At 67.1% G+C, this 22,699-nt stretch carries 19 protein-coding genes; 11 read left to right on the top strand and 8 right to left on the bottom strand.

From position 1 onward, the window contains the following. The first annotated feature begins 88 nt into the window (after positions 1–88). The 4 genes from BGRAMDRAFT_RS30945 (at position 89) to BGRAMDRAFT_RS30930 (ending at position 3,546) form a co-directional block, all read left to right on the top strand. A complete protein-coding gene (locus BGRAMDRAFT_RS30945) occupies positions 89–919 on the top strand; it encodes a helix-turn-helix transcriptional regulator (RefSeq protein WP_006052860.1) in 831 nt (276 codons plus the stop codon). Positions 920–968: 49 nt separating this feature from the next. Further along, on the top strand, positions 969–1,733 hold the full coding sequence (locus tag BGRAMDRAFT_RS30940; protein ID WP_044022017.1) for an AzlC family ABC transporter permease: 765 nt from the start codon (positions 969–971) through the stop codon (positions 1,731–1,733). Then, entirely contained in the window at positions 1,730–2,059 is a 330-nt protein-coding gene (locus tag BGRAMDRAFT_RS30935) for an AzlD domain-containing protein (RefSeq protein ID WP_006052858.1), read from the top strand. The genes BGRAMDRAFT_RS30940 and BGRAMDRAFT_RS30935 overlap by 4 nt, the downstream gene beginning before the upstream one ends. Before the next feature lie 719 nt (positions 2,060–2,778). Continuing rightward, on the top strand, positions 2,779–3,546 hold the full coding sequence (locus tag BGRAMDRAFT_RS30930; protein ID WP_006052857.1) for a DUF4088 family protein: 768 nt from the start codon (positions 2,779–2,781) through the stop codon (positions 3,544–3,546). Between the two features lie 536 nt (positions 3,547–4,082). Here the strand turns inward: BGRAMDRAFT_RS30930 and BGRAMDRAFT_RS30925 are convergent. The 3 genes from BGRAMDRAFT_RS30925 to BGRAMDRAFT_RS30915 form a co-directional block, all read right to left on the bottom strand. After that, a complete protein-coding gene (locus BGRAMDRAFT_RS30925) occupies positions 4,083–6,299 on the bottom strand; it encodes an ATP-dependent helicase (protein ID WP_006052856.1) in 2,217 nt (738 codons plus the stop codon). Between the two features lie 205 nt (positions 6,300–6,504). Continuing rightward, positions 6,505–6,786, bottom strand: coding sequence for a hypothetical protein (locus BGRAMDRAFT_RS30920; protein ID WP_006052855.1), 282 nt, complete (start codon positions 6,784–6,786; stop codon positions 6,505–6,507). Positions 6,787–6,894: 108 nt separating this feature from the next. Beyond that, on the bottom strand, positions 6,895–7,374 hold the full coding sequence (locus BGRAMDRAFT_RS30915) for a hypothetical protein (RefSeq protein ID WP_006052854.1): 480 nt from the start codon (positions 7,372–7,374) through the stop codon (positions 6,895–6,897). Positions 7,375–7,720: 346 nt separating this feature from the next. Between BGRAMDRAFT_RS30915 and BGRAMDRAFT_RS30910 the strand changes: the two genes are divergently transcribed. The 5 genes from BGRAMDRAFT_RS30910 to fumC all read left to right on the top strand — a co-directional run bounded on the left by BGRAMDRAFT_RS30910 (position 7,721) and on the right by fumC (position 14,314). Continuing rightward, a complete protein-coding gene (locus BGRAMDRAFT_RS30910; protein WP_006052853.1) occupies positions 7,721–7,939 on the top strand; it encodes an RNA-binding S4 domain-containing protein in 219 nt (72 codons plus the stop codon). Positions 7,940–8,254: 315 nt separating this feature from the next. Beyond that, entirely contained in the window at positions 8,255–9,664 is a 1,410-nt protein-coding gene (locus tag BGRAMDRAFT_RS30905; protein WP_029967820.1) for an MATE family efflux transporter, read from the top strand. 496 nt (positions 9,665–10,160) lie between these two features. Beyond that, a complete protein-coding gene (gene panS, locus BGRAMDRAFT_RS30900; protein WP_006052851.1) occupies positions 10,161–11,120 on the top strand; it encodes a ketopantoate/pantoate/pantothenate transporter PanS in 960 nt (319 codons plus the stop codon). A 161-nt stretch (positions 11,121–11,281) separates the two neighbouring features. Next, the gene (locus BGRAMDRAFT_RS30895) at positions 11,282–12,898 is read left to right on the top strand and encodes a phospholipase D family protein (RefSeq protein ID WP_044022020.1); all 1,617 of its coding nucleotides are present in this window, start codon (positions 11,282–11,284) and stop codon (positions 12,896–12,898) included. Positions 12,899–12,913: 15 nt separating this feature from the next. Then, entirely contained in the window at positions 12,914–14,314 is a 1,401-nt protein-coding gene (gene fumC / locus BGRAMDRAFT_RS30890; protein ID WP_006052849.1) for a class II fumarate hydratase, read from the top strand. A 164-nt stretch (positions 14,315–14,478) separates the two neighbouring features. On the opposite strand, the gene BGRAMDRAFT_RS30885 is transcribed toward fumC, so the two are convergent. The 5 genes from BGRAMDRAFT_RS30885 to BGRAMDRAFT_RS35115 all read right to left on the bottom strand — a co-directional run bounded on the left by BGRAMDRAFT_RS30885 (position 14,479) and on the right by BGRAMDRAFT_RS35115 (position 18,685). After that, positions 14,479–14,985, bottom strand: coding sequence for an acyl-CoA thioesterase (locus BGRAMDRAFT_RS30885; RefSeq protein ID WP_006052848.1), 507 nt, complete (start codon positions 14,983–14,985; stop codon positions 14,479–14,481). A 270-nt stretch (positions 14,986–15,255) separates the two neighbouring features. Then, positions 15,256–15,411 carry a hypothetical protein gene (locus BGRAMDRAFT_RS34800; protein ID WP_157140696.1) on the bottom strand — a complete coding sequence of 52 codons (156 nt, stop codon included), beginning with the start codon at positions 15,409–15,411 and terminating at the stop codon, positions 15,256–15,258. 222 nt (positions 15,412–15,633) lie between these two features. Then, positions 15,634–17,022 carry a GlxA family transcriptional regulator gene (locus BGRAMDRAFT_RS30880; protein ID WP_006052847.1) on the bottom strand — a complete coding sequence of 463 codons (1,389 nt, stop codon included), beginning with the start codon at positions 17,020–17,022 and terminating at the stop codon, positions 15,634–15,636. Then, on the bottom strand, positions 17,022–18,305 hold the full coding sequence (locus BGRAMDRAFT_RS30875) for an MFS transporter (protein ID WP_006052846.1): 1,284 nt from the start codon (positions 18,303–18,305) through the stop codon (positions 17,022–17,024). Before BGRAMDRAFT_RS30875 ends, BGRAMDRAFT_RS30880 begins: the two co-directional genes overlap by 1 nt. 242 nt (positions 18,306–18,547) lie before the next feature. After that, positions 18,548–18,685, bottom strand: coding sequence for a hypothetical protein (locus BGRAMDRAFT_RS35115; protein ID WP_006052845.1), 138 nt, complete (start codon positions 18,683–18,685; stop codon positions 18,548–18,550). A gap of 234 nt (positions 18,686–18,919) precedes the next feature. On the opposite strand from BGRAMDRAFT_RS35115, the gene BGRAMDRAFT_RS30870 reads away from it, so the two are divergent. Together BGRAMDRAFT_RS30870 and BGRAMDRAFT_RS30865 are read left to right on the top strand one after the other, a co-directional pair. Then, positions 18,920–19,633 carry an ArsR/SmtB family transcription factor gene (locus BGRAMDRAFT_RS30870; RefSeq protein WP_006052844.1) on the top strand — a complete coding sequence of 238 codons (714 nt, stop codon included), beginning with the start codon at positions 18,920–18,922 and terminating at the stop codon, positions 19,631–19,633. Positions 19,634–19,853: 220 nt separating this feature from the next. Continuing rightward, on the top strand, positions 19,854–22,607 hold the full coding sequence (locus BGRAMDRAFT_RS30865) for a DUF6600 domain-containing protein (RefSeq protein ID WP_006052843.1): 2,754 nt from the start codon (positions 19,854–19,856) through the stop codon (positions 22,605–22,607). The last annotated feature ends 92 nt before the right edge of the window (positions 22,608–22,699 follow it).

The following is a 22,699-nucleotide window of genomic DNA, read 5'->3' as shown; positions in this document are numbered from 1 at the left end:
GAAAAAGTGCAGCATGCGCATAGCCGGAAGGCGCATGCCGCCGACCGCTCGCCCGCGCTAAACTGGGTGGCTGAATGAAAGCCATGCCATGACCGCCGCCCATCGTTTTCGCAACTCCGCCCGTTACTGGCGCACGCCGCTTCTGCCCGGCGCGGACCTGCTCACGGCCGAATATCACGATCACGAATTCGCGCCGCATTGGCACGACGCGTACACGATCCCGGTGATCGTCGCGGGCGCGGAAGGCTACCGGTATCGCGGCTCGGACTACGTTGCCGAAGCGGGCGGCGTGCCGATCATCAACCCCGGCGAGTTGCACACGGGCTCGAAGGCGGTGGAGGCCGGCTGGCGGTATCGCGTGATGTATGCGCCCGTGCAGTTCATCCACGAACTCGCCGACGAAGTCGCCGGCAAGCCGCAGCCGCTGCCGTGGTTCACGCCCGGCGTGATCCGCGATCCTGATCTCGCCGCGCGGCTCGCGAACGCGCATCGTCTGCTCGAAGACGGCGCCGACGCGCTCGCCGCGGAAGCCGCGATGCTCGACGCGCTGTCCACCTTGCTCGTGCGCTACGCGCAGACACAGCCGGAACCCTCGCGCGTTGCCGCCGACGACGCCCGCGTCGCGACGATGAAAGAGCGTCTGACAGGCGATCTTCTCGAACCGGTTACGCTCGCCGAACTCGCGCAGGCCGCGGGGCTCTCGCCGTTTCACGCGGCGCGGCTCTTTAACCGCGCCACTGGCCTCCCGCCTCACGCGTGGCGCAACCAGGTGCGGCTGCAACGCGCGCTTGCGCCGCTGCGCGCGGGCGTTCCCGTCACCGATGTGGCCGCCGCCAGCGGCTTCACCGATCAGAGCCACTTCACGCGGCACTTCCGGCGCATGTTCGGCGTGCCGCCCGGACGCTGGCAGGGAGCGTGACGATCGCTCGTCCGCAAGAACGTACAAGTGCGGCCGCGCCTCGCCCGCTATGCTTCCCGGCTCAAGGAGGCAAGTCTTGACCCGCTCGAACCATCTCAAGGAATTCACCGCCGGCGCACGCGACATCATCCCGATGATGATCGGCGCAGCGCCCTTCGGTGTCATTTACGGCACGCTCGTCGCGTCCGGCCCGCTGCAGTTGTGGCACGGCCAGTTGATGTCGCTCGTCGTATTCGCCGGCTCCGCGCAGTTCATTGCGCTCGGGCTGATCGCCGGTCACGCGAGTTTTGCCGTGATCTGGGCGACGACGCTCGTCGTCAATCTGCGGCACGTACTGTACAGCGCGACGCTCGCGCCGCATGTGGCGCATCTGCCGGCGCGCTGGCGCTGGGCGCTCGGCGCGCTTCTCACCGACGAGGTCTTCGCGGTCGCCTGGGAGCACTATCGCCACCGTGAGCCGGGCACCGTCGGACCGCACTACTTCTTCGGCGCGGGTCTCGCGATGTATCTGAACTGGCAGTGCTGGACGATCGCCGGTCTGCTGTTCGGCGCGGCGTTTCCGGGCCTGCAATCGCTCGGGCTCGACTTCGCGATGGTCGCGACGTTTATCGCGATCGTCGTGCCTCAGTTGGTCGCGCTGCGTTACATCGCGGCAGCGGTCACTGCGGGCACGCTGGCCTTCCTCTGGCAGGCGTGGCCGTACAAGCTCGGCCTGCTCGCTGCGGTGTTCGCGGGCGTCGTCGTCGGCGTTCTGCTGTCGACGCCGGGGCTTCGTTCGCGGCGCTCGCGCCGTTCCGCGGAGGCGTCGCGATGAACTACGTCGTCCTGATACTTGGCATGGCGCTGATCACCTGGGTGATCCGCGCGGCCGTCTTCGTGCTCGGCGACCGGCTGGTGTTTCCGCCGCTGGTGCGCACTGCCCTCGGCTTCGTGCCGGTCACCGTGCTGACAGCGATCATCGTGCCGATGGCCGTCTCGCCGCATGGCGCCGACGCCGGCGCCGAGTTGACCTGGCGCAATCCGCAACTGGTCGGCGCGCTGGCCGCTGTGGCGGCGAGCGCGCTGACGCGGCGCCCGCTGGTCACCATCGCGATTGGGCTGGCGGTGTTTTTTGTTTGGCAATGCGTGGTGCTGAGGTAGTGACTTGGGCGGCGCCCTGGTGAGTGCCTACTCACGTGGGAAGCGGCGCTGGTGGCGGTTGCGCCCGTCGCATTGCCAATGGCTGCGGCGGCCGGCCGCCGCCAACGCCTGCGCGTCTGCTCGCCTGACGCGTTGCCCGCCGCCGCTAACGGCCCGGTCGTTCGCTCACCCGACGCATTGCCCGTCGCCTACGCGTGCTCGTCCACTCGCCGGATGCAGTGCCCACCGCCGCCTACACCCGCTCGTCCGCGCGCCGGACGCATAGTCCGCCGCCGCCGCCCGCTCGTCCACTCACCCGACGCATTGCCCGTCGCCTACGCGTGCTCGTCCACTCGCCGGATGCAGTGCCCACCGCCGCCTGCACCCGCTCGTCCCGCTCGCCGGATGCATAATCCACCGCCACCAACGCCCCCGCTCGTCCCGCTCGCCGGACGCATTGGCCGCCCCGTCGCCGCCGCCCGCTCCTCAGCATCCTCGCCGCATCCCGCCGCCAAAAGACGCCTCCAGCGCCCGCGCGCTACCCGATAAAACCCTTAAGTTTCCCGTCAATCCGCCGATAAGCAGTCGAGGTCCGCTCGTCGGGATACGGGATACGTCCCGCCAACGACGCGGCAACAGGCAGGAATCAAGCGCGTGGCCATCGCGCGTCGAATCTCCGGGTCCGCTTGCGACCGGAGCACACGACGAGGCCGCGCGGCAGGACCAAACGGGATAGACACATGGGTCAAATCACCCTCACGCTCAAAGACGAGACCATCGCGACGCTGCGCAAGGATTTCGAGGCTTTTCTGCGCGTATCGCTGAAGCTCGATCCGCAGTTCGCGACGCCGTCGTTCGAGGACTTTTTGCGCGCCAAGCTGCTCGACAACATGGTGCCGCTGACCGAACACGCGGTTCAGCGGATGTTGCAGGGCGGCCAGTATGCATGGGCGAAACGCACGCTGGACAAGGAGTTCCCGGACGTCGTCGCGATTCTGATGCAGCAGGCCGGCGAGTTCGGCTTCGGCTTCGCGGCACGCTCGGAATGGACGCCGGAAGAGCTCGCCAAGCAGTGCCGCGACTGGGCGGCGGCCATCGTCAAGGAAGCCGAAGGCGACGCCGTGCTGGTCGACCCGCTCGCCGCGCAGATCAAGGGCGCCGTGCAGGACATCCAGGCGCTCGAGGAAGTCATGCAGACGCCGGCATGGCGGCTCGTCGAATCGTTGCGTCAGCGCGTGTACGAGGCGAAGGTCGCGTGCGAAACGAACGTGGGCAGCACGGCGCGCGAAAAGCTCGGCGAACTGCGCGGGCTGTTGCGCCTCGGCATTTCGCACGGCTCGTTCCAGAAACAGGAAGCGCAGCAGATCATGGAATATCTGCGCCTGCTGAAACCGGAAATTTTCGTCGAAGAACCGTACGACGTGTTTTCGCGGATGGCGGCTTGGCTGCGCAACTTTTTCGTTCCGCCGCGTCCGACGCCTCAGCAGCAGCAACGTCAGTCGCGGTGAGCGTGGTGAGCGCTTAGCCGCTTTCCGGGCAATTTGTGGCTGCGGTCTGTGGCGCTGTGGTCTTTGGCGCTGTGGTCTTGGCGCTGTGGTCTTGGCGCTGTGGTCTTGGCGCTGTGGTCTTTGGCGCTGTGGTCTTGGCGCGGTGGTCTTGGCGCTGTGGTCTTGGCGCGGTGGTCTTGGCGCGGTGGTCTTGGCGCGGTGGACTTTGGGCGCGGTGGTCTTGGCGTGGTGGACTTTGGGCGCGGTGGTCTTGGCGCGGTGGACTTTGGGTGCTGCGGCCTTTGGCGCTGCGGTCTTTGGCCGCGGTGGCCGCCTCGCGTGGCTGCTTCCGGGGCATTGGGGCGCTGCGGCCTTTGGCGCTGCGGTCTTTGGCCGCGGTGGCCGCCTCGCGTGGCTGCTTCCGGGGCATTGGGGCGCTGCGGCCTCTGGTCACCTTGCTCGCCCCCGCCGCGCCGCTAGCGCCCCGCCGCACCGACCCCACTTGTCTCGCCGATGACTGCTCCGGCAAGCCGCCAGCAACCGGCTATAACCGGCTCTCAATCCCACATCTTCCTAAGCCTCGCCCCGATTTCGATCTTCGCCTGCGCCGCCGCGGCCAGCCCCGCGGCTGTCGGCGCGCTCGCCACGGGCACGCGCGGCCACGCATAAGCGTCGAACAAGGGCATCAGATGCGCGGGAATGAAGCGCGTGCGCGACGCCCACACATGGCGGTCGCCGAGATGCGTCTGGTTGTGCACGTAAAAGCGCTGCGGCACGACGATATGCAGATCTTCCTTCGCGCGCGTCATCGCCACATAGAGCAGGCGGCGCTCCTCGTCGATTTCGTCTTCGCTGCCCGTGCCGAGGTCGGACGGAATGCAGCCGTCGACACCATTCAGCACGAACACGTTGCGCCACTCCTGCCCCTTCGCCGAATGGATGGTGGACAGGATCAGATGGTCTTCGTCGATGAGCGGCACGCCCGATTCGTCGCTGGTGGCGTCGGGCGGATCGAGCGTCAGTTCGGTCAGAAAGCGTTCGCGCGACGCATAGGTGCCCGCGATGCTTTCCATCTGCAGCACGTCGGCATGGCGAATCGCAGCGTCTTCGTGATTGCGCGCGAGGTGCGGCTCGTACCAGCGCCGCACCATCTCGAACTCGGCGGGCCACGGCGTCTGCCGCCCGTACACGCTCGACATCAGCCTGACGAACGGATGCCAGTCCTCCTGCGCGCGGGGCGGCGGCGCGAACGCCGCGAGCGCGTTGGCCGCCGAGTTGGCCAGACTCTCGGCCACAGTCCCGGCCGGATTGCCGACAGCGACACCGGCGCCGGCACGAGCGACGATCTCGTCCAGCACCTTCGCGGCGGTGGCCGGCCCGACGCCCGGCAGCAGTTGCACGACGCGGAAGCCGGCCACGCGATCGCGCGGATTCTCGGCCCAGCGCAGCACGGCAAGCACGTCCTTCACATGCACTGAATCGAGAAACTTCAGCCCGCCGAACTTGACGAACGGAATGTTGCGCCGCGTAAGCTCGATTTCGAGCGCGGCGCTGTGATGCGCGGCGCGAAACAGCACCGCCTGCGATTTCAGCTTCATGCCTTGCTCGCGCGCTTCGAGCACCTGTTCGACGACGTAGCGCGCCTGGTCGGCCTCGTCGGCGACGGTCACGAGACGCGGGCGTTGCGCCGATGCCTTATCGGTCCACAAGTTCTTCGTGTAGCGCTCGCTGGCCAGTTCGATCACGGCATTGGACGCGGCGAGAATCGGCTGCGTCGAACGGTAATTGCGCTCGAGCGTGATCTGCGTGGCGGGCGGATCGAATTGCGCCGGAAAGTCGAGAATGTTGCGCACGGTCGCGCCGCGAAACGAGTAGATCGACTGGGCGTCGTCGCCGACCACGGTCAGGCCGCGGCCGTCGGGCTTCAGCGCGAGCAGGATGGACGCCTGCAGGCGGTTGGTGTCCTGATACTCGTCGACGAGCACATGATCGAAGCGCACCGACAGATCCGCGGCAATGGCCGGCTCGGCGGCCATGTGCGACCAGTAGAGCAGCAGATCGTCGTAATCGAGCACGCTTTGCTTCTGTTTGGCGTCGACATAAGCGGCGAACAGCATGCGCAAATCCGCCTCCCATTCGCGGCACCACGGAAACGCGCTGTCCAGAACCTGGCCGAGCGACGCGCCCGTGTTCACCACGCGCGAATAGATCGCGAAGCAGGTGCTCTTGGCCGGAAAGCGCCGTTCTTTCGCCGACAGCCCGAGTTCATGACGCACCAGGTTCATCAGGTCGGCGGAATCCTCCCGGTCGTTGATGGTGAAGGCCGGCGCAAGGCCGATCAGCTCCGCATATTCGCGCAACAGCCGCGCGCCGACGCTATGGAAGGTGCCCGCCCACGTCAGCCCTTGCGCGAGCGCGGCGCGCGTACCGAGCGCCGCGGTGGCGATGCGCGTGACGCGGCGAGTCATTTCGAGCGCCGCGCGGCGCGAGAACGTGAGCAGCAGAATCCGCCCGGGATCGGCGCCTTTCACCATCAGATTCGCGACGCGATGCGCGAGCGTGTTGGTCTTGCCGGAACCCGCGCCCGCGATCACCAGTAACGCGCCGGGCGGTGCGTGCGGCGTATCCGCGCCGTATTCGACGGCCTCGCGCTGCGCGTCGTTGAGCTTCGCGAGCCAGGCGGCGGCGTCGGATGGCGGAGATTCGGCGACGGAAAGCACGTTTTTTGGCAGGCGTTGAATGGATCGGGAAGGCGACGCATACTGTATATCCATACAACCCTGGCGCACAAGCGCCCTTTTTTTCGCGGACGGCCGCGGGCGTTGCAGGCAGACTCAGCGCGGGACGCGTGGCGCCGTATGGCGTCGGCGGCCAGCAAGCCCGAGTCAGAAAACACAACGGCCCGTTCGCTTCACGCTGAACGGGCCGCCATGGACCAGCAAGCCTTCCGGCTCCTTCATCGCGCCGAGAGCCAGAACCCTACTGCTTCTTGGCATCCTTCAAATTGGCCTCGGCATTAGCCTTATCGGCGTCGGCTTGCGCCTCAGTCTTTTCCTTGTTGGCCTTGGCTTGCGCGACAGCCGCCTTCTTGTCCGCCTTCGACTGCTCCTTCGCCGCCTTCTTGTCGGCGTGCGTGACCGGCGCGGCGGCCGGATCGCTAGCCTGGGCGAAAGCCACCGACGACAGGCAGCCCGCGATCATCAGCGCGCAAAGCCGGCCAGCGGCGGATTTCATCGACTTCGTAGATTGAGTGCTGTTCATGCGATACCTCCTTGCCAAATCTAAATCTCATGGGCCCGGGCGAGAGCGCATCGCGCCCGGGCGCAAGTCCGACGTGCCGGGCGCATCGCGCTCCGACGCGACCGGCGATTAATGCTTGACCTCGCCGCCGTCGGTCTGCGCGCCGGCCTGGCCCTGCATGTTCATCTTCATTTCATTGCTGGCGGCCTGCTTGTCCGCCTTCATGTTGATCTTCGCGTCGCGCACCTGCTCGGTGTACTCGGACTTGGCGGCCTTCTGCTGCTGCTTCAGTTCGGCGTTCGATGCCTTCTTTGACGCGCGGTATTCAGCGCTCGCCTTCGCGTTCGCTTCGCGCTTCTGCACGAGCGGATCGGCCGAGCCCGGCGCCGTCAGACGCATCGGCGGCGGCGTGACCGGCTGCACGCCCTGCGCGGCGGGCGCTGCCGGCGCGACATCGGCGCCCGGCGTCTGTGCCTGAAGTTGCGCTTGCGTATTCACGCCCGCGGCCGGCTGGATCGGCTGAACGGGTTGGCTGGTCTGCGCCACAGCCGCGGTTGCGGCGAAGGCGGTCATGGCTGTGCCGATGAGTAGCGTACGAATCTGGGTCATGGCGATTTCCTCTTCAGGTTGTTGTGATGCGAGCCGTCCGGCGCCGCGTCGTGGCGGCGCTTTGCAGGACGCCTCCCGGTCTGCTCACAGCCGAACAAGTTTTCGGCAAGCTTTGCTGCTGAGACCCACTTTACGAGTGAAGTCGTTTCGTGGCGACCGGTGTTACGCGACGTTTCACTTTCTGACAAGCGCATAACATCTGCTTGCATTTGCTTGCGATGCGCTCGCCGACGCGCGGCCGGCATCCGCAATGACGCGGGCAAACACACTGGCAAACACAGCGCGCCTTCTTCAGGGCAAGCTTGTGGCTTATGATGCGAACCCCTCGCCTGAAGGTGCAACGCCCATGCCCAACCTCGATTTCACGCTCACTGGCGACTACGTCGAACTCCACAATCTGCTGAAGATTACGGGACTCGCGGACAGCGGCGGCCAGGCCAAACTGATGGTCGCCGACGGCGCGGTGACCGTCGACGGCCGCGTCGAAACGCGTAAAACGTGCAAGATCCGCGCGGGTCAGGTGGTGCTGCTCGGCGACACGCGAATCGCCGTCCACGAGGCGTGACGCGGGCGCTGCGCCGGACCACGAGATTCCGCAGCCGGCTCGCGCACCAAAAACGTGCGTTCTCCATCGACAGTTCAGCGGCCACACAATAAGCTGTTGGTTTTGCCAGACACGCGCATGGACCGACGTCGTCGGCTTCGGACTCGTGCTGCACGCGCCATCGCGGCGAACGCGCCAGCTTTTAGCCGCCGCCGCGTCCGCCGCTTGCGGGCGCCTCGTGCGCCGGCCGCTACGCCGTGCGTAAGCCGCGCCGTCCGCAAGCTAATGCCGCTGTCGTCCAACGCGCTGTCCCGATCCGCTCAATACGCACGCTCCATGACTCAATCCGGCTTCACCCGGTCCGCCGCCCCGCCGCCGACTTTCTCGCGCCACGCCGCCGACACCGCGCGGCTCGCCGCGCCGCTCGCGATCGCGCAACTGTCGCAAATGGCGATGGCCGTCACCGACACCATCCTGCTCGGCTCGCTCGGCCCCGACGCGCTCGCGGCCGGCGGCCTCGGCGCGAATCTCTTCTTCGTCGTGGTGACGCTGCTGCAGGGCGTGCTGACGTCCGTCAGCGTGAGCGTCTCGCATGCGCGCGGCGCGCAGGACGAAAGCCGCGTGCCGCACATCTACTGGACGGGTTTCGTGCTGTCGGTGCTGCTGTCGGTGCCGGCGTTCGCGCTGCTGTCGTTCGCCACGCCGATCCTGCTCGCGTTCGGCGAGCCCGCGCTGCTCGCGCACAACGTCGGCGAATATGCGGCGGTGCTGCGCTGGGGCGCGCTCGGCAGCCTGATCGGCGTGGGTCTGATGCGCTCGTTTTTGCCGGCGATCGGCGCGGCGCGGCGGCTCCTGTGGGTATCGCTCGTGAGCGTCGGCGTGAACGGCGTCCTGAACTACGGGCTGATTCACGGCGCGTACGGCCTGCCGCGGCTCGGCTTTCTCGGCTCGGCCGCCGCGACGTCGATCACCGTCTGGCTGACCGCGCTCGTGCTGATGGCGCTGTTACACCTGCGGCCGCGCTATCGCCACTTCGTCGTCGCAACGCGCCCCAATGTGCCGCTGATGGGCGAGCTGTTCGGCATCGGCTGGCCTGTTGCGATCACCTATGGCGTGGAGTCGACGCTCTTTCTCGCGACCGGCCTGATGGTCGGCCTGCTCGGCGAATCGCAACTGGCCGCGCACCAGATCGCGCTGAACGTCGCGTCGGTGGCCTTCATGGTGCCGCTCGCGATCGGCCAGGCGGCCAATGTGCGCGTCGGCTTCTGGTCCGGCGCGGGGCAGCCGCTGGCCGCGCGCCACGCGGGCTTCGTCGCGCTTGCGCTCGGCGTCGGCTTCATGACGCTGTCGGGCATCGTGCTGATCGCGGCGCCGCACTGGATCGTCGGCCTCTACCTGCATCTCGACGATCCGGCGAATGCCGCGACCGTCGCGCTCGCGAGTTCGCTGCTCGGCGTGGCTGCTATTTTTCAGATCGTCGACGGCATGCAGACAGTCGGTTCCGGTTGCCTGCGCGGTCTGAAAGACACCCGCATACCGATGATCGCCGCGGCTTTCGGTTACTGGGTGATCGGCTTTCCGACCGGCTATACGCTCGCGTTTCACTTCGGGCTCGGCGCGCGCGGTTTGTGGTGGGGACTCGCGGCCGGGCTCGCGAGCGTCGCGCTGCTGATGACGCTGCGCTTTCACAAGCTGAGCTTGCGGCGCGTGCCGGCGAAGGACGCGCCGCCTGCTGCATCGGTGTGAAAGCGGCAGGACCAGGCGGGTCTGCGGGAATGAGCGCGCGGAAATAAGCGCGAGTACGGCAGCGGCAATTTCGTGCGTCGAGGCGCTACTTCGTGCTGCCTCGCGGAACGCTTACTTTCGTTGCACGCGCAACGAAGCGTCCGGCAGCCTTTGCGCGGCAACGGTAAAATGCGCGTTCGTTCCGAGCGACGCGACCCCGCGTCCATCCGACGAGAAAACGCGGCCGCGCTCCTCACAAAGGACCGCGCCGCCGGCAGGTCCGCTATCCGCTGACGCACTGCCTTTCTCCTGCAAGAGACCAACAGCGCAACCGGCGCGACACACACGCTGCGGGTAAGCGGCTCGCACGCGGCCGATCCGATCCATAACGGCACCGCCGCTTCGCAGAACCATCGCCGCGCGCCGCGCCAATAGCGCTTAATACGGCATTACTAGAGACCCGCGCTTTTCGCCAGTCGCTTCTCACGAAAAAATACCCAACCAAGGACCTCGCCTCATGCTTGCCCGCATCACCCGTCTCTTTCCACTCTGGGCCGTGCTCATTTCGGTTGCCGCCTATTCGTCGCCGGCATCGTTTTCCGGCATCGCGCCGCACGTCACCACACTCCTCACCATCATCATGCTGGCGATGGGCGTCACGCTCTCCGTCGCCGATTTCCAGCGCGTCTTCACGCGGCCCGCGCCGGTGATCGCAGGCATCGTGCTGCATTACCTCGTGATGCCGCTTGCCGCCTGGGCGATCGCCAAGGCGCTGCGCATGCCGCCCGACCTGACGGCGGGCATGGTGCTGGTCGGCAGCGTCGCGAGCGGCACGGCGTCAAACGTGATGATCTATCTCGCGCGCGGCGACGTCGCGCTGTCGGTAACGATCAGCGCATTGTCCACGCTGGTCGGCGTGTTCGCGACGCCGCTCCTCACGCGCCTTTATGTGGACGCGTCGATCGCCGTCGATGTGCACGGCATGCTGATGAGCATCCTGCAGATCGTCGCGTTGCCGATCGTCGTCGGCCTCGTGGTGAATCATCTGTTCAACAAGACGGTGCGCAAAGTGGAACCCGTGCTGCCGCTCGTGTCGATGGTCGCGATTCTGCTGATCATCGGCGCGGTGGTGGGCGGCACGCAAAAGAGCATTGCGTCCGTCGGCCTCGTCGTGATGTTCGGCGTCGTGCTGCACAACGGCATCGGTCTGCTCGGCGGTTATTGGGGCGGCCGTCTGCTCGGTTTCGACGAAGCCGTCTGCCGCACGCTCGCCATCGAAGTCGGCATGCAGAACTCGGGCCTCGCCGCGACGCTCGGCAAGCTGTATTTCACGCCGATCGCCGCGTTGCCGGGCGCCTTGTTCTCGGTGTGGCACAACCTCTCGGGCTCGCTGCTCGCGGGCTTCTGGGCAGGGCGTCCGGCGAAAGGCTCGACCCATGCCAGCGACGAACGCGCGGTGAATCCCGGACGCGTCTAAGCACGCCCATCTCGTGCCGCCGCCAACAGTCCGGCGGCCCGATTCCCCTTAGAATGGTTTTCTCGGCGGCGCGTGTGAAGACACTGCGCCGCCGCACGAAAAGCCTGAACAACAAAGGGGAAAAGAGCGTGCAGTTGCCTACACAACAAAAGCAGACCGCGATGCAGCGCAAGCGTGCAATCAGTTCTGCGAGACATTTCTTCCTGCTGTGTTGCGCATCGGCATTTCTGACCGCGTGCGCGACGAGGCCGCCCGCCACCGCGTTCGACCGTCCGGTCACTCACGCGCTGCCCGCCACCGAGAACACGCCGCTTCGCGCAGCGCTCGCGCCGCTTGAAGCCGCTCATCCGGACGAGTCGGGTTTTCGCATGCTCTCGAGCGGCACCGACGCGTTGCAGATGCGCATTGCGCTCGCCCGCGCGGCGACCAAGACGCTCGACATGCAGTACTACATCGCCAACGAGGACACCACCGGCAAGCTGCTGCTCGGCGCGGCGCTCTATGCGGCGGACCACGGGGTGCGCGTACGCATGCTGGTCGACGACCTGAATTTCAAGGACATCGACCGCATCATGGCGGGCCTGAATTCGCACAGCAACATCGAGATTCGCGTCTTCAATCCGTTCGGCAGTGCGCGCGAAGGGGTGTTCGAGCGCACCACGAATCTCTTCACGCAGATCGGCCACTTCACGCGCCGCATGCACAACAAGGCGATGATCGCGGACAACCAGTTGGCGATTGTCGGCGGCCGCAATCTCGGCGACGAATACTTCAGCGCGAGCGAGGTGCTGCAGTTCCGCGACATCGACGTACTCGCCGCCGGCCCGATCACCGCCGATGTCTCCGCGAGCTTCGACGACTACTGGAACAGCAGTCTCGCGTATCCGTTGCGTGTGCTGAACAAGCAGAAGTTCGACGCAAAGGAACTCGATCAGACGCGCGACGATCTTCGCCAGCACTGGCGTACCAACGCCGATCCGTACAACGCAAAGCCGCTGAACGCAACGCCGCTCGCCGCGCAGATTTCCAGCAGGCAACTCGGCCTGACGTGGGCGCACGCCGAGTTCAAGGCGGATGAGCCGGAGAAGATCGAGAACCCGTCGCCGGACTACGTGAGTCCGCCGCTGAAGCGGCTCGGCGAGCTGATCAAGGACGCGCACAAGGATTTCCTGATCGTGTCGCCCTACTTCGTTCCGCACGAGGCGGGCGTCAAGGCGCTCAGCGAACTGACGCAGCGCGGCGTGCGCGTAGCAATCCTGACGAATTCACTGGCCGCCACCGACGCGGTCGCGGTGCAAGCCGGCTACAGTCCGTTTCGCGTGCCGCTGCTCAAGCAGGGCGTCGAGCTATATGAGTTCCGACCGCGCCAGGAAACGCCGGCCGCGGGTTTCGCGGGCTCGCGTTCGCGCGCGAGTCTGCATGCGAAGACTTTTATGATCGACCGGCGCATTCTGGTCATCGGTTCGATGAACCTCGATCCGCGCTCGGCGAATCTGAACACCGAACTCGCGCTCGTGATCCACAGTCCGCAACTGGCGGCGCAGGTGGCCGACATTTTCGATCGCGCGATCGAACCGCAACAAAGCTATCGCGTGACGCTCGCCGACGACGCGCAGCTCGCCTATCTCCGCTCGATCGGCGCGCCGCTGTCGCCGCTCGTCTGGACCGATGTGGAGAACGGCGTGCGGCGCACCTATATTTTCGACCCGCAGGCAGGGTTATACCGGAATGCGCTAACCGGGCTATTCTCCTTATTGCCGGTCAACGCAGAACTTTAAAAGCGGAGCTGAACCATGACTGAAGACGTACGAATGGAGCGCGACACGTTCGGTGAAATCGCCGTGCCGAACGCCCGTCTATGGGGCGCGCAAACGCAGCGCTCGCTGCAGAATTTCCGCATTTCCACCGAGAAGCAATCGCCCGAACTGATCACCGCGCTCGCCGTGATCAAGCGCGCCGCCGCCGCGGTGAACCTGGGACTCGGCGTGCTCGACGAAAGCAAGGCGCGCGCGATCATGCAGGCGGCGGATGAGATCATCGACGGCAAGCATCCGGAAGAGTTTCCGCTCGCCGTCTGGCAGACCGGATCCGGCACGCAGACCAACATGAACCTCAAGGAAGTGATCCCGAATCGCGCGAGCGAGCTGCTCGGCGGCGAGCGCGGCGAGGCGCGCAAGGTGCATCCGAATGACGACGTGAATCGCGGGCAATCGTCGAACGACGTGTTTCCGACTGCGATGCACGTGGCCGCCGCGCATGGCATCGTCAAACATCTCGTGCCCGCTTTGAAGACACTGCGCGATACGCTCGACGGCAAAGCGCGCGCGTTCGCCGACATCGTCAAGATCGGCCGCACGCACTTGCAGGACGCGACGCCGCTCACGCTCGGCCAGGAGTTTTCGGGTTATGTCGCACAGCTTGACCAGGGCATTCGCCACGTCGAATCGGCGTTGCCGCATCTGTACGAACTCGCGCAGGGCGGCACGGCGGTCGGCACCGGCCTTAACGCGCATCCGCAGTTCGCGCAGAAGGTGGCGGCGGAGATCGCGAAGCTCACCGGCGTGCCCTTCGTCACCGCACCCAACAAATTCGAAGTGATGGCGGCCGCCGATGCACTCGTCTTCGCGCACGGCGCGCTGAAGACGGTGGCCGCGAGTCTGAACAAGATCGCGAACGACATCCGCTGGCTGGCGAGCGGTCCGCGCTGCGGCCTCGGCGAACTGTCGATTCCCGAGAACGAACCGGGCAGCTCCATCATGCCGGGCAAGGTCAATCCGACGCAGTCCGAAGCATTGACGATGCTGTGCGCGCAGGTGTTCGGCAACGACGTCGCGGTGAACGTCGGCGGCGCGAGCGGCAACTTCGAACTGAACGTATTCCGGCCGATGATTGCGCACAACGTACTGCAATCCATTCGCCTGCTGACGGACGGCGCGCGCAGTTTCAACGAGAACTGTGCGGTTGGCATCGAGCCGAATCGCGAGCGGATCGACACGCTGCTCAACGAATCGCTGATGCTCGTGACGGCGCTCAATCCGCACATCGGTTACGACAAGGCCGCGCAGATCGCGAAGAAGGCGCACAAGGAAGGCACCACGCTGAAAGCCGCGGCGCTCGCGCTCGGTCATGTCACCGAGCAGCAGTTCGACGAATGGGTGCGGCCGGGAGATATGGTCGGGCATTCGGCGCCGTAGGGACGCCTCAATGCCTCGGGCGGTTGTTGGGCGGCTCGTGGTGAGTCGCCCGTTTGCCCGTTTGCCCGCTTTGATTTTCGGTCTGGAAACGTGTGTTCGGTACGTGAGGTGCGTGCGCTTGTGGCTCGCACCGCTTTGAAGTCGGCGCCCGTAACCCTCGTTGTTCAGATCTTGCCCTGCGCCACTTCTTCGGGCTTCAGTTCGACGATCGCGTCGAGCGCTTCCTTCACATCCATTGCGTATCTCGCGAGGCGCTTCTGCTCGTCGGTTTCCGGTACGAACGACGGCACCTGCACCGGGCTGCCGTTCTCGTTGACCGCGACCATCACGACGAGACAGTCCGTGGTCTGCAGCAACTCCCCGCCCTTCGGATCGCCCGCCTGCACCGACACGTGGATGTGCATGCTGGTGCGCCCCGTCGCCACGACCCGCGCGCGCAATTCGACGAGGTTGCCGACCAGAATCGGCCGACGAAAACGAATGTTGCCGACGCTCACCGTCACGCAATAACGCCCCGACCAGACGGCCGCGCACGCATAGGCGGTTTCGTCGATCCATTTCATCAGCGCGCCGCCGTGCACCTTGCCGCCGAAGTTGACCGAACTCGGTTCGGCGAGAAAACGGAAGGTGGTTTCGGAACGGTCCAGCGGCGCTGCAGGATGGCTGCTCATCTTGACTCCGGTCAATCGGATGCATTGAAAGGAGGCGATTATACGAGCGCAATATTGACGGCGCGCCAATTTGTCGGATCGGCTGGTGAGGCGATAGGTGGACGAGGTGGTGCCTGTTTGAGCAGCGGCTGGGCTTGTTGAGCGCTTAAGGTCGACGACGGTGGCGACGGGTGCGGCCGCGCGCGGTGCGGCGACGCGTGCCGGAGGCTTCCTCCGACACGGAGTTTCCACGATTCGATGCGGCGGGTCTCGGCGCGCGCGCGTGGCGGTTCAGCGCATTTCGAGGCGCGCGCTGTCCGCGACAATCGCACCGCTCGCCGCCAACGACGGCGCTGCCGCCGACATAAACCGCTCCCGATAATCGAGCGGCAGCACGCCGAAGCGGTGCTGCGACGCGTGGCGCGGATTTTGACGTCGAATTTCCACTACTCGATGCGGCGGGTTCTCCGCGCGAGCATCGCGGTTCAGAGCGTTTCGAGGCGCCTGCTGTCCGCGGCAACCACGCCGCGCGCCGCCGACGACGGCGCTGCTGCCGCCGACATAAACCGCTCGCGATAATCGAGCGGCAACACGCCGAAGCGCCGCGGCGACGCGTGGCGCGGATTTCCACGATTCGATGCAGCGGGTTCTCCGCGCGCGCGTGGCCGCTCAGCGCGTTTCGAGGCGCGCGCTGTCCGCGGCAATCGCCCCGCTCGCCGCCGACGACGGCGCTGCTGCCGCCGACATGAACCGCTCGCGATAATCGAGCGGCAACACGCCGAAGCGCCGTACGAACGCGCGCCGCAAGTTCTGCTCGCTGCCGAAGCCGCAGTCGAGCGCGATCCGCTTAAGCGGCCGACGTGATTCCGCGAGCGCCCGCGAAGCCGCTTCGAGACGCAGCGCCGACACGGTTTTCGCCGGCGTGCGCCCCACTTCGTCGACGTAGCGGCGCGCGAAAGTCCGCGGCGTCATCCGCGCGCGCTCGGCGAGCCGCTCGACCGTCAAATCGTCACGCAGATGCGCGGCCATCCAGCTATGCAACGCGTCGAACGGCCCGCCCGCCGATGCCTGCGCCGCCAGCGCCGCGCTGAACTGCGACTGGCCGCCCGGCCGCTTCATGAAGACGACGAGGCGCCGCGCGGCCTGCATCGCGACCGCGTGGCCAAGGTCTTCGTCGATCAATGCGAGCGCGAGATCGATGCCTGCGGTCACGCCTGCCGAGGTCCAGACCACGCTTTCGCGCGGGGTTGTGCTGGTGTGTCCGTCTGACCCCGCGCCTGACCCTGCGTCGCGGATGAAAATCGGATCAGCGTCGACGTGCACATTGGGAAAACGGCGCGCGAGATGCGCGGCCTCGCGCCAGTGTGTGGTCGCGCGCCGGCCGTCGAGCAGGCCCGCCGCCGCCAGGTAGAACGCACCGGTGCACACGGAGCAGATGCGGCGGGCGCGCGGCGCATTGCGCCTGATCCACGCGACGAGTTCGGGCTGCAGCGTGCAGTGCTCATCGATGGGAACGCCTGGGACGATGAGTGTGTCGATCGGCTCGGCGTCGAGCGAGTCGAGCCGTTCGGTCACGACCGGCAAGCCAGGAAAGGTCTGAAGGACGCCGCCGTCGATCGACGCAACCGTCGTGCGGTACGCGACGGGACGGGAGTGCGGCGAGTGGGGCACGGGCGAGGCGCCGCTGGTGTTGCCGCTGCCGCTGCCGTTGCCGTTGCCGTTGCCGTTGCCGTTGCCATTGCCGTTGCCGTTGCCGCTGGTGTTGCCGTTGGTGTTGGCGCTGCCGTTGCCGTTGCCGTTGCCGATGCCGTTGCCGTTGCCGCTGCCGTTGCCGTTGCCGTTGCCGTTGCCGTTGCCGTTGCCGTTGCCGTTGCCGTTGCCGTTGCCGTTGCCGGAGCCAGAACCAGTGCCGAAGCCAGCGCCAGCACCACCGCCCTCACCATCCCCCCTCCCCACAGCCATAGTCAGTTCCGCGCGCCAGAACGCTTCGAGCGGACCGCACGCGTCGAGCAACACGAGATCGGGCGCGACGGCGAACACGATATGACGCGCGCTCATCACGCGACTCCCGACGCCGCGCGGCGTTTCAACGAGCGCGCGTAAGCCAGCGTCGCAAGCGCCGCCACGCCGAGGAGCGGAAAGATCGCCGCATTGATCGCCGCCCAGCCGAAGCGCGCCAGCAATTGCCCGGCGAACAACGAGCCGAGCGCGGAACACGCGAACGTCGTGAATTCGCTGGTCGCCTGCGTCCTCGCGCGCTCCGACGGCCGGTACGATTGCGCGAGCAGCGTCGAGCCGCCGACGAACATGAAGTTCCAGCCGACGCCCAGACACGCGAGCGCGGCGTAGAAATGCGGGAGATCAGTCGAACGCAACGCGAACACGCCGCACAACGCCGACAGCGCGATGCCCGCGCCGATCACCGGTAGCACGCCGAAGCGCCGGATCAGCCGGGCGGAGAACAGCGACGGCGCGAACATGCCGACCAGATGCCACTGGATGATCGCAGCGCCGTCGCCGATGCTGTGCCCGCACGCCACCGCCGCGATCGGCGTCGCGGTCATCACGAACATCATCACGGCGTAGCCGAGCGCGTTGTTCGCGAGCGCCGCCGCGAAGATCGGCTGCCGCACGATCTCGCGCAGAGGCCGCGCGGCGTCGTCGGAAGTGGCCGCGGCGAGCGCAGGCGCCATGTCGCGATACAGCAGCATCAGCAGGACGATCGACGCGAGCCCGAGTCCGGTCACGAGCGCATACGAGCCCGCGAACGCGACCGGCGCGAGCCAGTCCTTGCTCCACGCGGCGAGCAGCGGACCGCACACGGCCGCGACGACGCCGCCCGTGAGCACCGTCGAGATCGCGCGGCTCTTGCCTTCGAGTCCGACCGCGTCGGCGGCGGCCAGCCGGTAGTACTGCGCGAACGCCTGAAACACGCCGACGGTCGCCGTGCCCGCGCAGAACGCCCAGAAGTCGTGATGGAAGATCGCCCACACGGACACCGCGCCGCCCAGCGCGCCGACGCCCGCGCCGAGTACGAAGCCCGCGCGACGGCCGATGCGCGCCATCAGGAACGAAGCGAAGACGGTCGTCAGCGCGGCCGCGACCGTGATCAACGAGAACGGCAGTGTGGCGAGCGCCTTGTCGTCGGCGAGCGTGTAGCCGACGAGCCCGGTCAGCGTCAGATCGATCGATACCGACGATGTGTACAGCGCCTGGCAAACGGCCAGCACGCGCGCGGCGCGGCGGCCGTGGGGATCGGGGCCGCGCAGATCGGCGGCGTGGTCGGAGAAGGTTGAAGCGGTGCTGGGGGCGGAGGCGGAAGCAGAAGCGGCTGGCGGCATATGTCGGTTCCGGCGGCGGAGAGTGATCGCGGCGGCTCTGAGCGCACCGTCGCGGCGGTCGCTGTTCAAGCCATCGCGGCTTCCGTGGTCCAAGTGGGCGAAGTGGGCCAGGTGCCTCGAGTGGCCTGAGTGGCTCGAGTAGCGAAAGCCGCATCGTCACATGCTCGCGCGTGGCAGTCATGACAATGATGCATCACTTTCTGCCATTCGGGACCGTTTAACCAGACCGTGCGGCCGTTCCGTTACTTACGAAAAGTGATGCCTTCGTCGATCGTGCCGTACATGGTGACGCTGCCGGTGCCCGCGCCCGACGTCGAACCGCCCTGCGCGCAAGCGCCCAGCAACACGACCGACGCCACTAGGGCCAAAACCATTTTCATGACTGCGTTCCTTCGAAAGACAGGCGTCGATTCTAGCTTGGCAGTGGAAGCGCACGCATGAACGCACAGGCAAGCGCCGAGCACGGCCCGTCCGCAGACGGGCCGGGTTTTCGTAGCTGCTGCATTCGACGGTTCACGCTAAGCTGAAACATCGAATGCATGCGCCGCGTAGAGTGGCACATGACGCGTTGTGCGACCCGCGCATCGCCCGAAAGACCGAACACGGAGCGCCCCATGCCCGCCTTCCTAGCAGATGAACACAATCATTTTCCAGGCTTGAGCCGGATCGGCGCGCTGCTGGCCGACCCCGGCCGCGCAGCCATGCTGTGGGCGCTGATGGACGGCAGCGCCCGCCCCGCCGGCGAACTCACGATGATCGCCGGGCTGTCGCCGTCGGCGGCCAGCGCGCATCTCGCGCGTCTCACCGACGGCGGCCTGCTCGCGCTCGAAGTGCGCGGCCGGCATCGCTATTTCCGGATTGCATCGGCGGATATCGCGGCCTCCATCGAAGCGCTGGCCAACGTCGCGCAAGTCAGCGCGCCCCAGCGCCCCGCGCCGCGTCCGGTGCGCACGGTGCCGACCGACATGCGCTACGCGCGCACCTGCTACGACCACATGGCGGGCGAACTGTCGGTGCGGGTGTTCGAGCGGCTCGTCGGCCGCGGACTGCTGAGCCTGCAAGGGACGTCGCTCGAAGCCACGTCCGACGGCGCTGCCCGCTTCGCCGACTGGGGCATCGACGTGTCGGCGCAGCGCAGCCGTCGACGCCGCTTCGCCTGCACATGCCCGGACTGGAGCGAGCGACGCCCGCACCTCGGCGGCGCGCTCGGCGCGGCATTGCTGGATTCGTGGGCGGCGCGCGGCTGGGTCGAACGGACCGAGCGGCCGCGCATTTTGCGGATCACGCCGGCAGGTCATCGGCATTTCGACGCGTTTCTCGCGGAGTGAGCGGCGGGCAGGCGGAACGCCGAAGCGTTGACTCCGGAGCGGCTCGGCGTTCAGTCCGGGTTGCCGCGCCAAACGCAGCCGAGCCCGCCTCCACGCCTCGATCGAGACCTTTTGTTACCGCTGGTGAGACGGCCTTACAAAAGTGGGGGCCTTGAAACATAGGGCGCGGGTAGAGTGGTTCACGGATGCTGCATGTGCATCGTCCGTCGGAGAACGAATCATGAAAACCACGACCCCACGCGAACCGTCGAGACATCGGACACTCGGCTACACGTTGCTCGCCACCGCCGCCTTCCTGTTCGCGACGCAATGCGCGCTCGCGCAGCAAGCCGTTCCCGCACCGCAAGGCGTCGCGACGCAGGACGCCGATCCGCCGGGGCGCGTCGCGCGTCTGAATTACATGGCCGGAACGGTCACCACCGAGCCCGCCGGCGCCGCCGACTGGTCGTACGCCCAGATCAATCGGCCGCTCACCACCGGCGATCAGTTGTGGAATGACCGGAACGCACGCTCCGAGCTGCATATCGGCTCCACGGCCGTGCGTCTGGGCGAGTCCACCAGTCTCGATCTGCTCAATCTCGACGACAACAGCGCGCAGTTGAAGGTCGCGCAAGGCACGCTGTCGGCGCGCGTGCGGGAATTGCCGCCGGGCTCGTCGTATGAAATCGACACCCCGAATCTCGCGCTCGGGCTGAACGGCGCGGGCGACTACCGCGTGGACGTCGCGCCCGACGGCAGCAGCACCACCGTCACCGTGCGCAGCGGCAGCGCGACGGCGTATGGCGACGGCGCTCAGGTGCCGATCGCCGCCGGCCAGCAGTTGCGCTTTGCCGGCACCAATCTGCAGGCGCTCGCCGACGACGGCGCGCCGGGCGCCGACGCGTTCGACCAATGGGCCGCGAGCCGCGACGCCGCGGAAGACCGCTCGGTATCGGCGCGGTATGTATCGCGCGAAATTCCGGGTTATCAGGACCTCGACGCCAACGGCACGTGGCGCAGCAGTCCGCAATACGGCGAAGTCTGGGTGCCGCGCGCGACGCCCGCGGGCTGGGCGCCCTACCACGACGGCCACTGGGTGTGGCAGGCGCCGTGGGGCTGGACATGGGTCGACGACGCGCCGTGGGGTTTCGCGCCCTACCACTACGGCCGCTGGGCTTATGTCGACGATTCGTGGGCGTGGGTGCCGGGCCCTGTAGTGGTCAACGCGCCGCCGGTTTATGCGCCGGCGCTGGTGGCGTTCGTCGGCGGCGGTGGCGGCGGGGTCGATTGGGGCGTGAATCTGGCGATCGGCGGCGCGATGGCTGCGGGCGTCGCGTGGTTCCCGCTCGGCCCCGGCGAACGATGGCACCCGCAATGGGGCGGCCGCGACAACTGGAGCCCGCGCTACTACGAACGCGTCAATCGCACGACGGTGGTCAACAACTACAACCACACCAACATCACCAACGTCCACAACACGTACATCAACTATCGGGCGCCGCGGGCCGTGACCGCCGTGCCCGCGACGGCTTTCGTTCACGGACAGCCGGTCGCACGGTTCGCGCAGAAGGTCGACCCGGCGCAGTGGCGCAACGCGCGGATCAACCCCGGCGCTCCGGGCATCGCGCCGGTGCGCGAGAGCTTTGGGCCCGGCCAGCGCAACGCGAATTACCGGCCGCCGGCGGGCGTCATCGGGCGTCCGGTGATAGCGACGCGCAGTCCGTCGCTGCCGCCGGCGTACCGCGACGGCCTCGCGCAGCGTTTCGCGCAAAGCGGCGCACGCGTGCCTGGCGCGGGGCAGCCGATCGTGCGGACGTCGGTGCCGGCGCACTTCGCGGGCACGCCTGGTTCTTCACCGATGCAGAACGTCCGGGTCGTGCAGTCGCATCTTCCGGGACGAATGCCTGGCGCGGCGGCAGGCGCGCCGGTTCCTGAGCCGGGGCTCGGCGGCCGGCCCGCACCGGGCGCTGCTGATCGCGGGGACCAGGCGGGGCGCCGCCTGGGCGAGGCGCCTGGCGCAGGCGAACCGCCGCATGCAGCGATGCAGCAGGGGCGGCCCGGCATGCAGGCACTGGCGAACGGCCAGCCGGCTGGCGCGGCGGGCGCCGCGTTCAACGGCGTGCCGCGTCCGCCGCGTGAGAACGGCGGCAACGCGGCCGGGTTTGCGCGGTCACAGGACGCGGGGCGGCAAGCTGGAGCCGATGGTCGTCAGCAGCCTGCCTGGACTCAGCCGCATGTGCCGATGGCTCAGCAAGCGCAGCAGAGTTTGCAGCGCGGAGGTGAGGGATCGCAGGTGCCAAGGGTGGGGGGCGCCCAGCAAGCTCGCGGTGACGTGGATGCCGCGGGGCGGCAAGGCGGTGTGCCTCGTCCGGTGCAAAATCCGGCCTTGGGACAGCAGCCGCGGATCGGGCAAGGTCAAAGTCAAGGGCTGCGGCAGGATGCGCAGCCGGCGCAGCGCGACGAACGCGCGCAGGCGCTCGGACGGCCGCAGCAGGTTCAGGAGCAGCCGCGTCAGGGGGTTCAGGCGCAGGCTGGTGGCGAAGTGCGCGCGCAACCGCGGGGTCAAGAGCCGCCTCGGCAGGAGTTTCGTCAGCAGCAGGCACAGCCGGGGGCTGAGCCGCAGCGTCAGCCGCAGGCGCAACAGCAACCGCGTTCCGCACTCAATCCGCAGCAGATGCAGGCGCAACAGCAGCCGCGTCCGGAGTTCCATCCGCAGCAGATGCAGCCGCGCCCCGAGCCGCGTCCTCAGCCGCAGGCTCAGCAGCCGCGCCCTGAGTTCCATCCACAGCAGATCCAGCCGCGTCCAGAACCACGCCCTCAGCCGCAGGTGCAGCAGCAACCGCGTCCGGAGTTCCATCCGCAGCAAGCGCAGCCACGCCCAGAACCGCGTCCTCAGCCGCAAGCGCAGCAACAACGGCGTCCGCAACCGCAACCACAACCGCCACACGGCGAGCAGCGTTCGGGCGGTGGCCACGACGAGCATCACCGAGGCTGAGCGCTCTCTGCTTTCCCAAACCGCAGCGTTCATCGACATAAAAAAAGCCCCCGCAATTCACATCGCAGGGGCTTTACCCTTCTCCGTACAGC

Origin of the sequence: Paraburkholderia graminis C4D1M (assembly GCF_000172415.1) — a bacterium.
GTDB classification, from domain to species: Bacteria; Pseudomonadota; Gammaproteobacteria; order Burkholderiales; family Burkholderiaceae; genus Paraburkholderia; species Paraburkholderia graminis.
The sequence above is the reverse complement of the archived record's forward strand: the minus strand, read 5'-3'. Positions and strand labels throughout refer to the sequence as shown.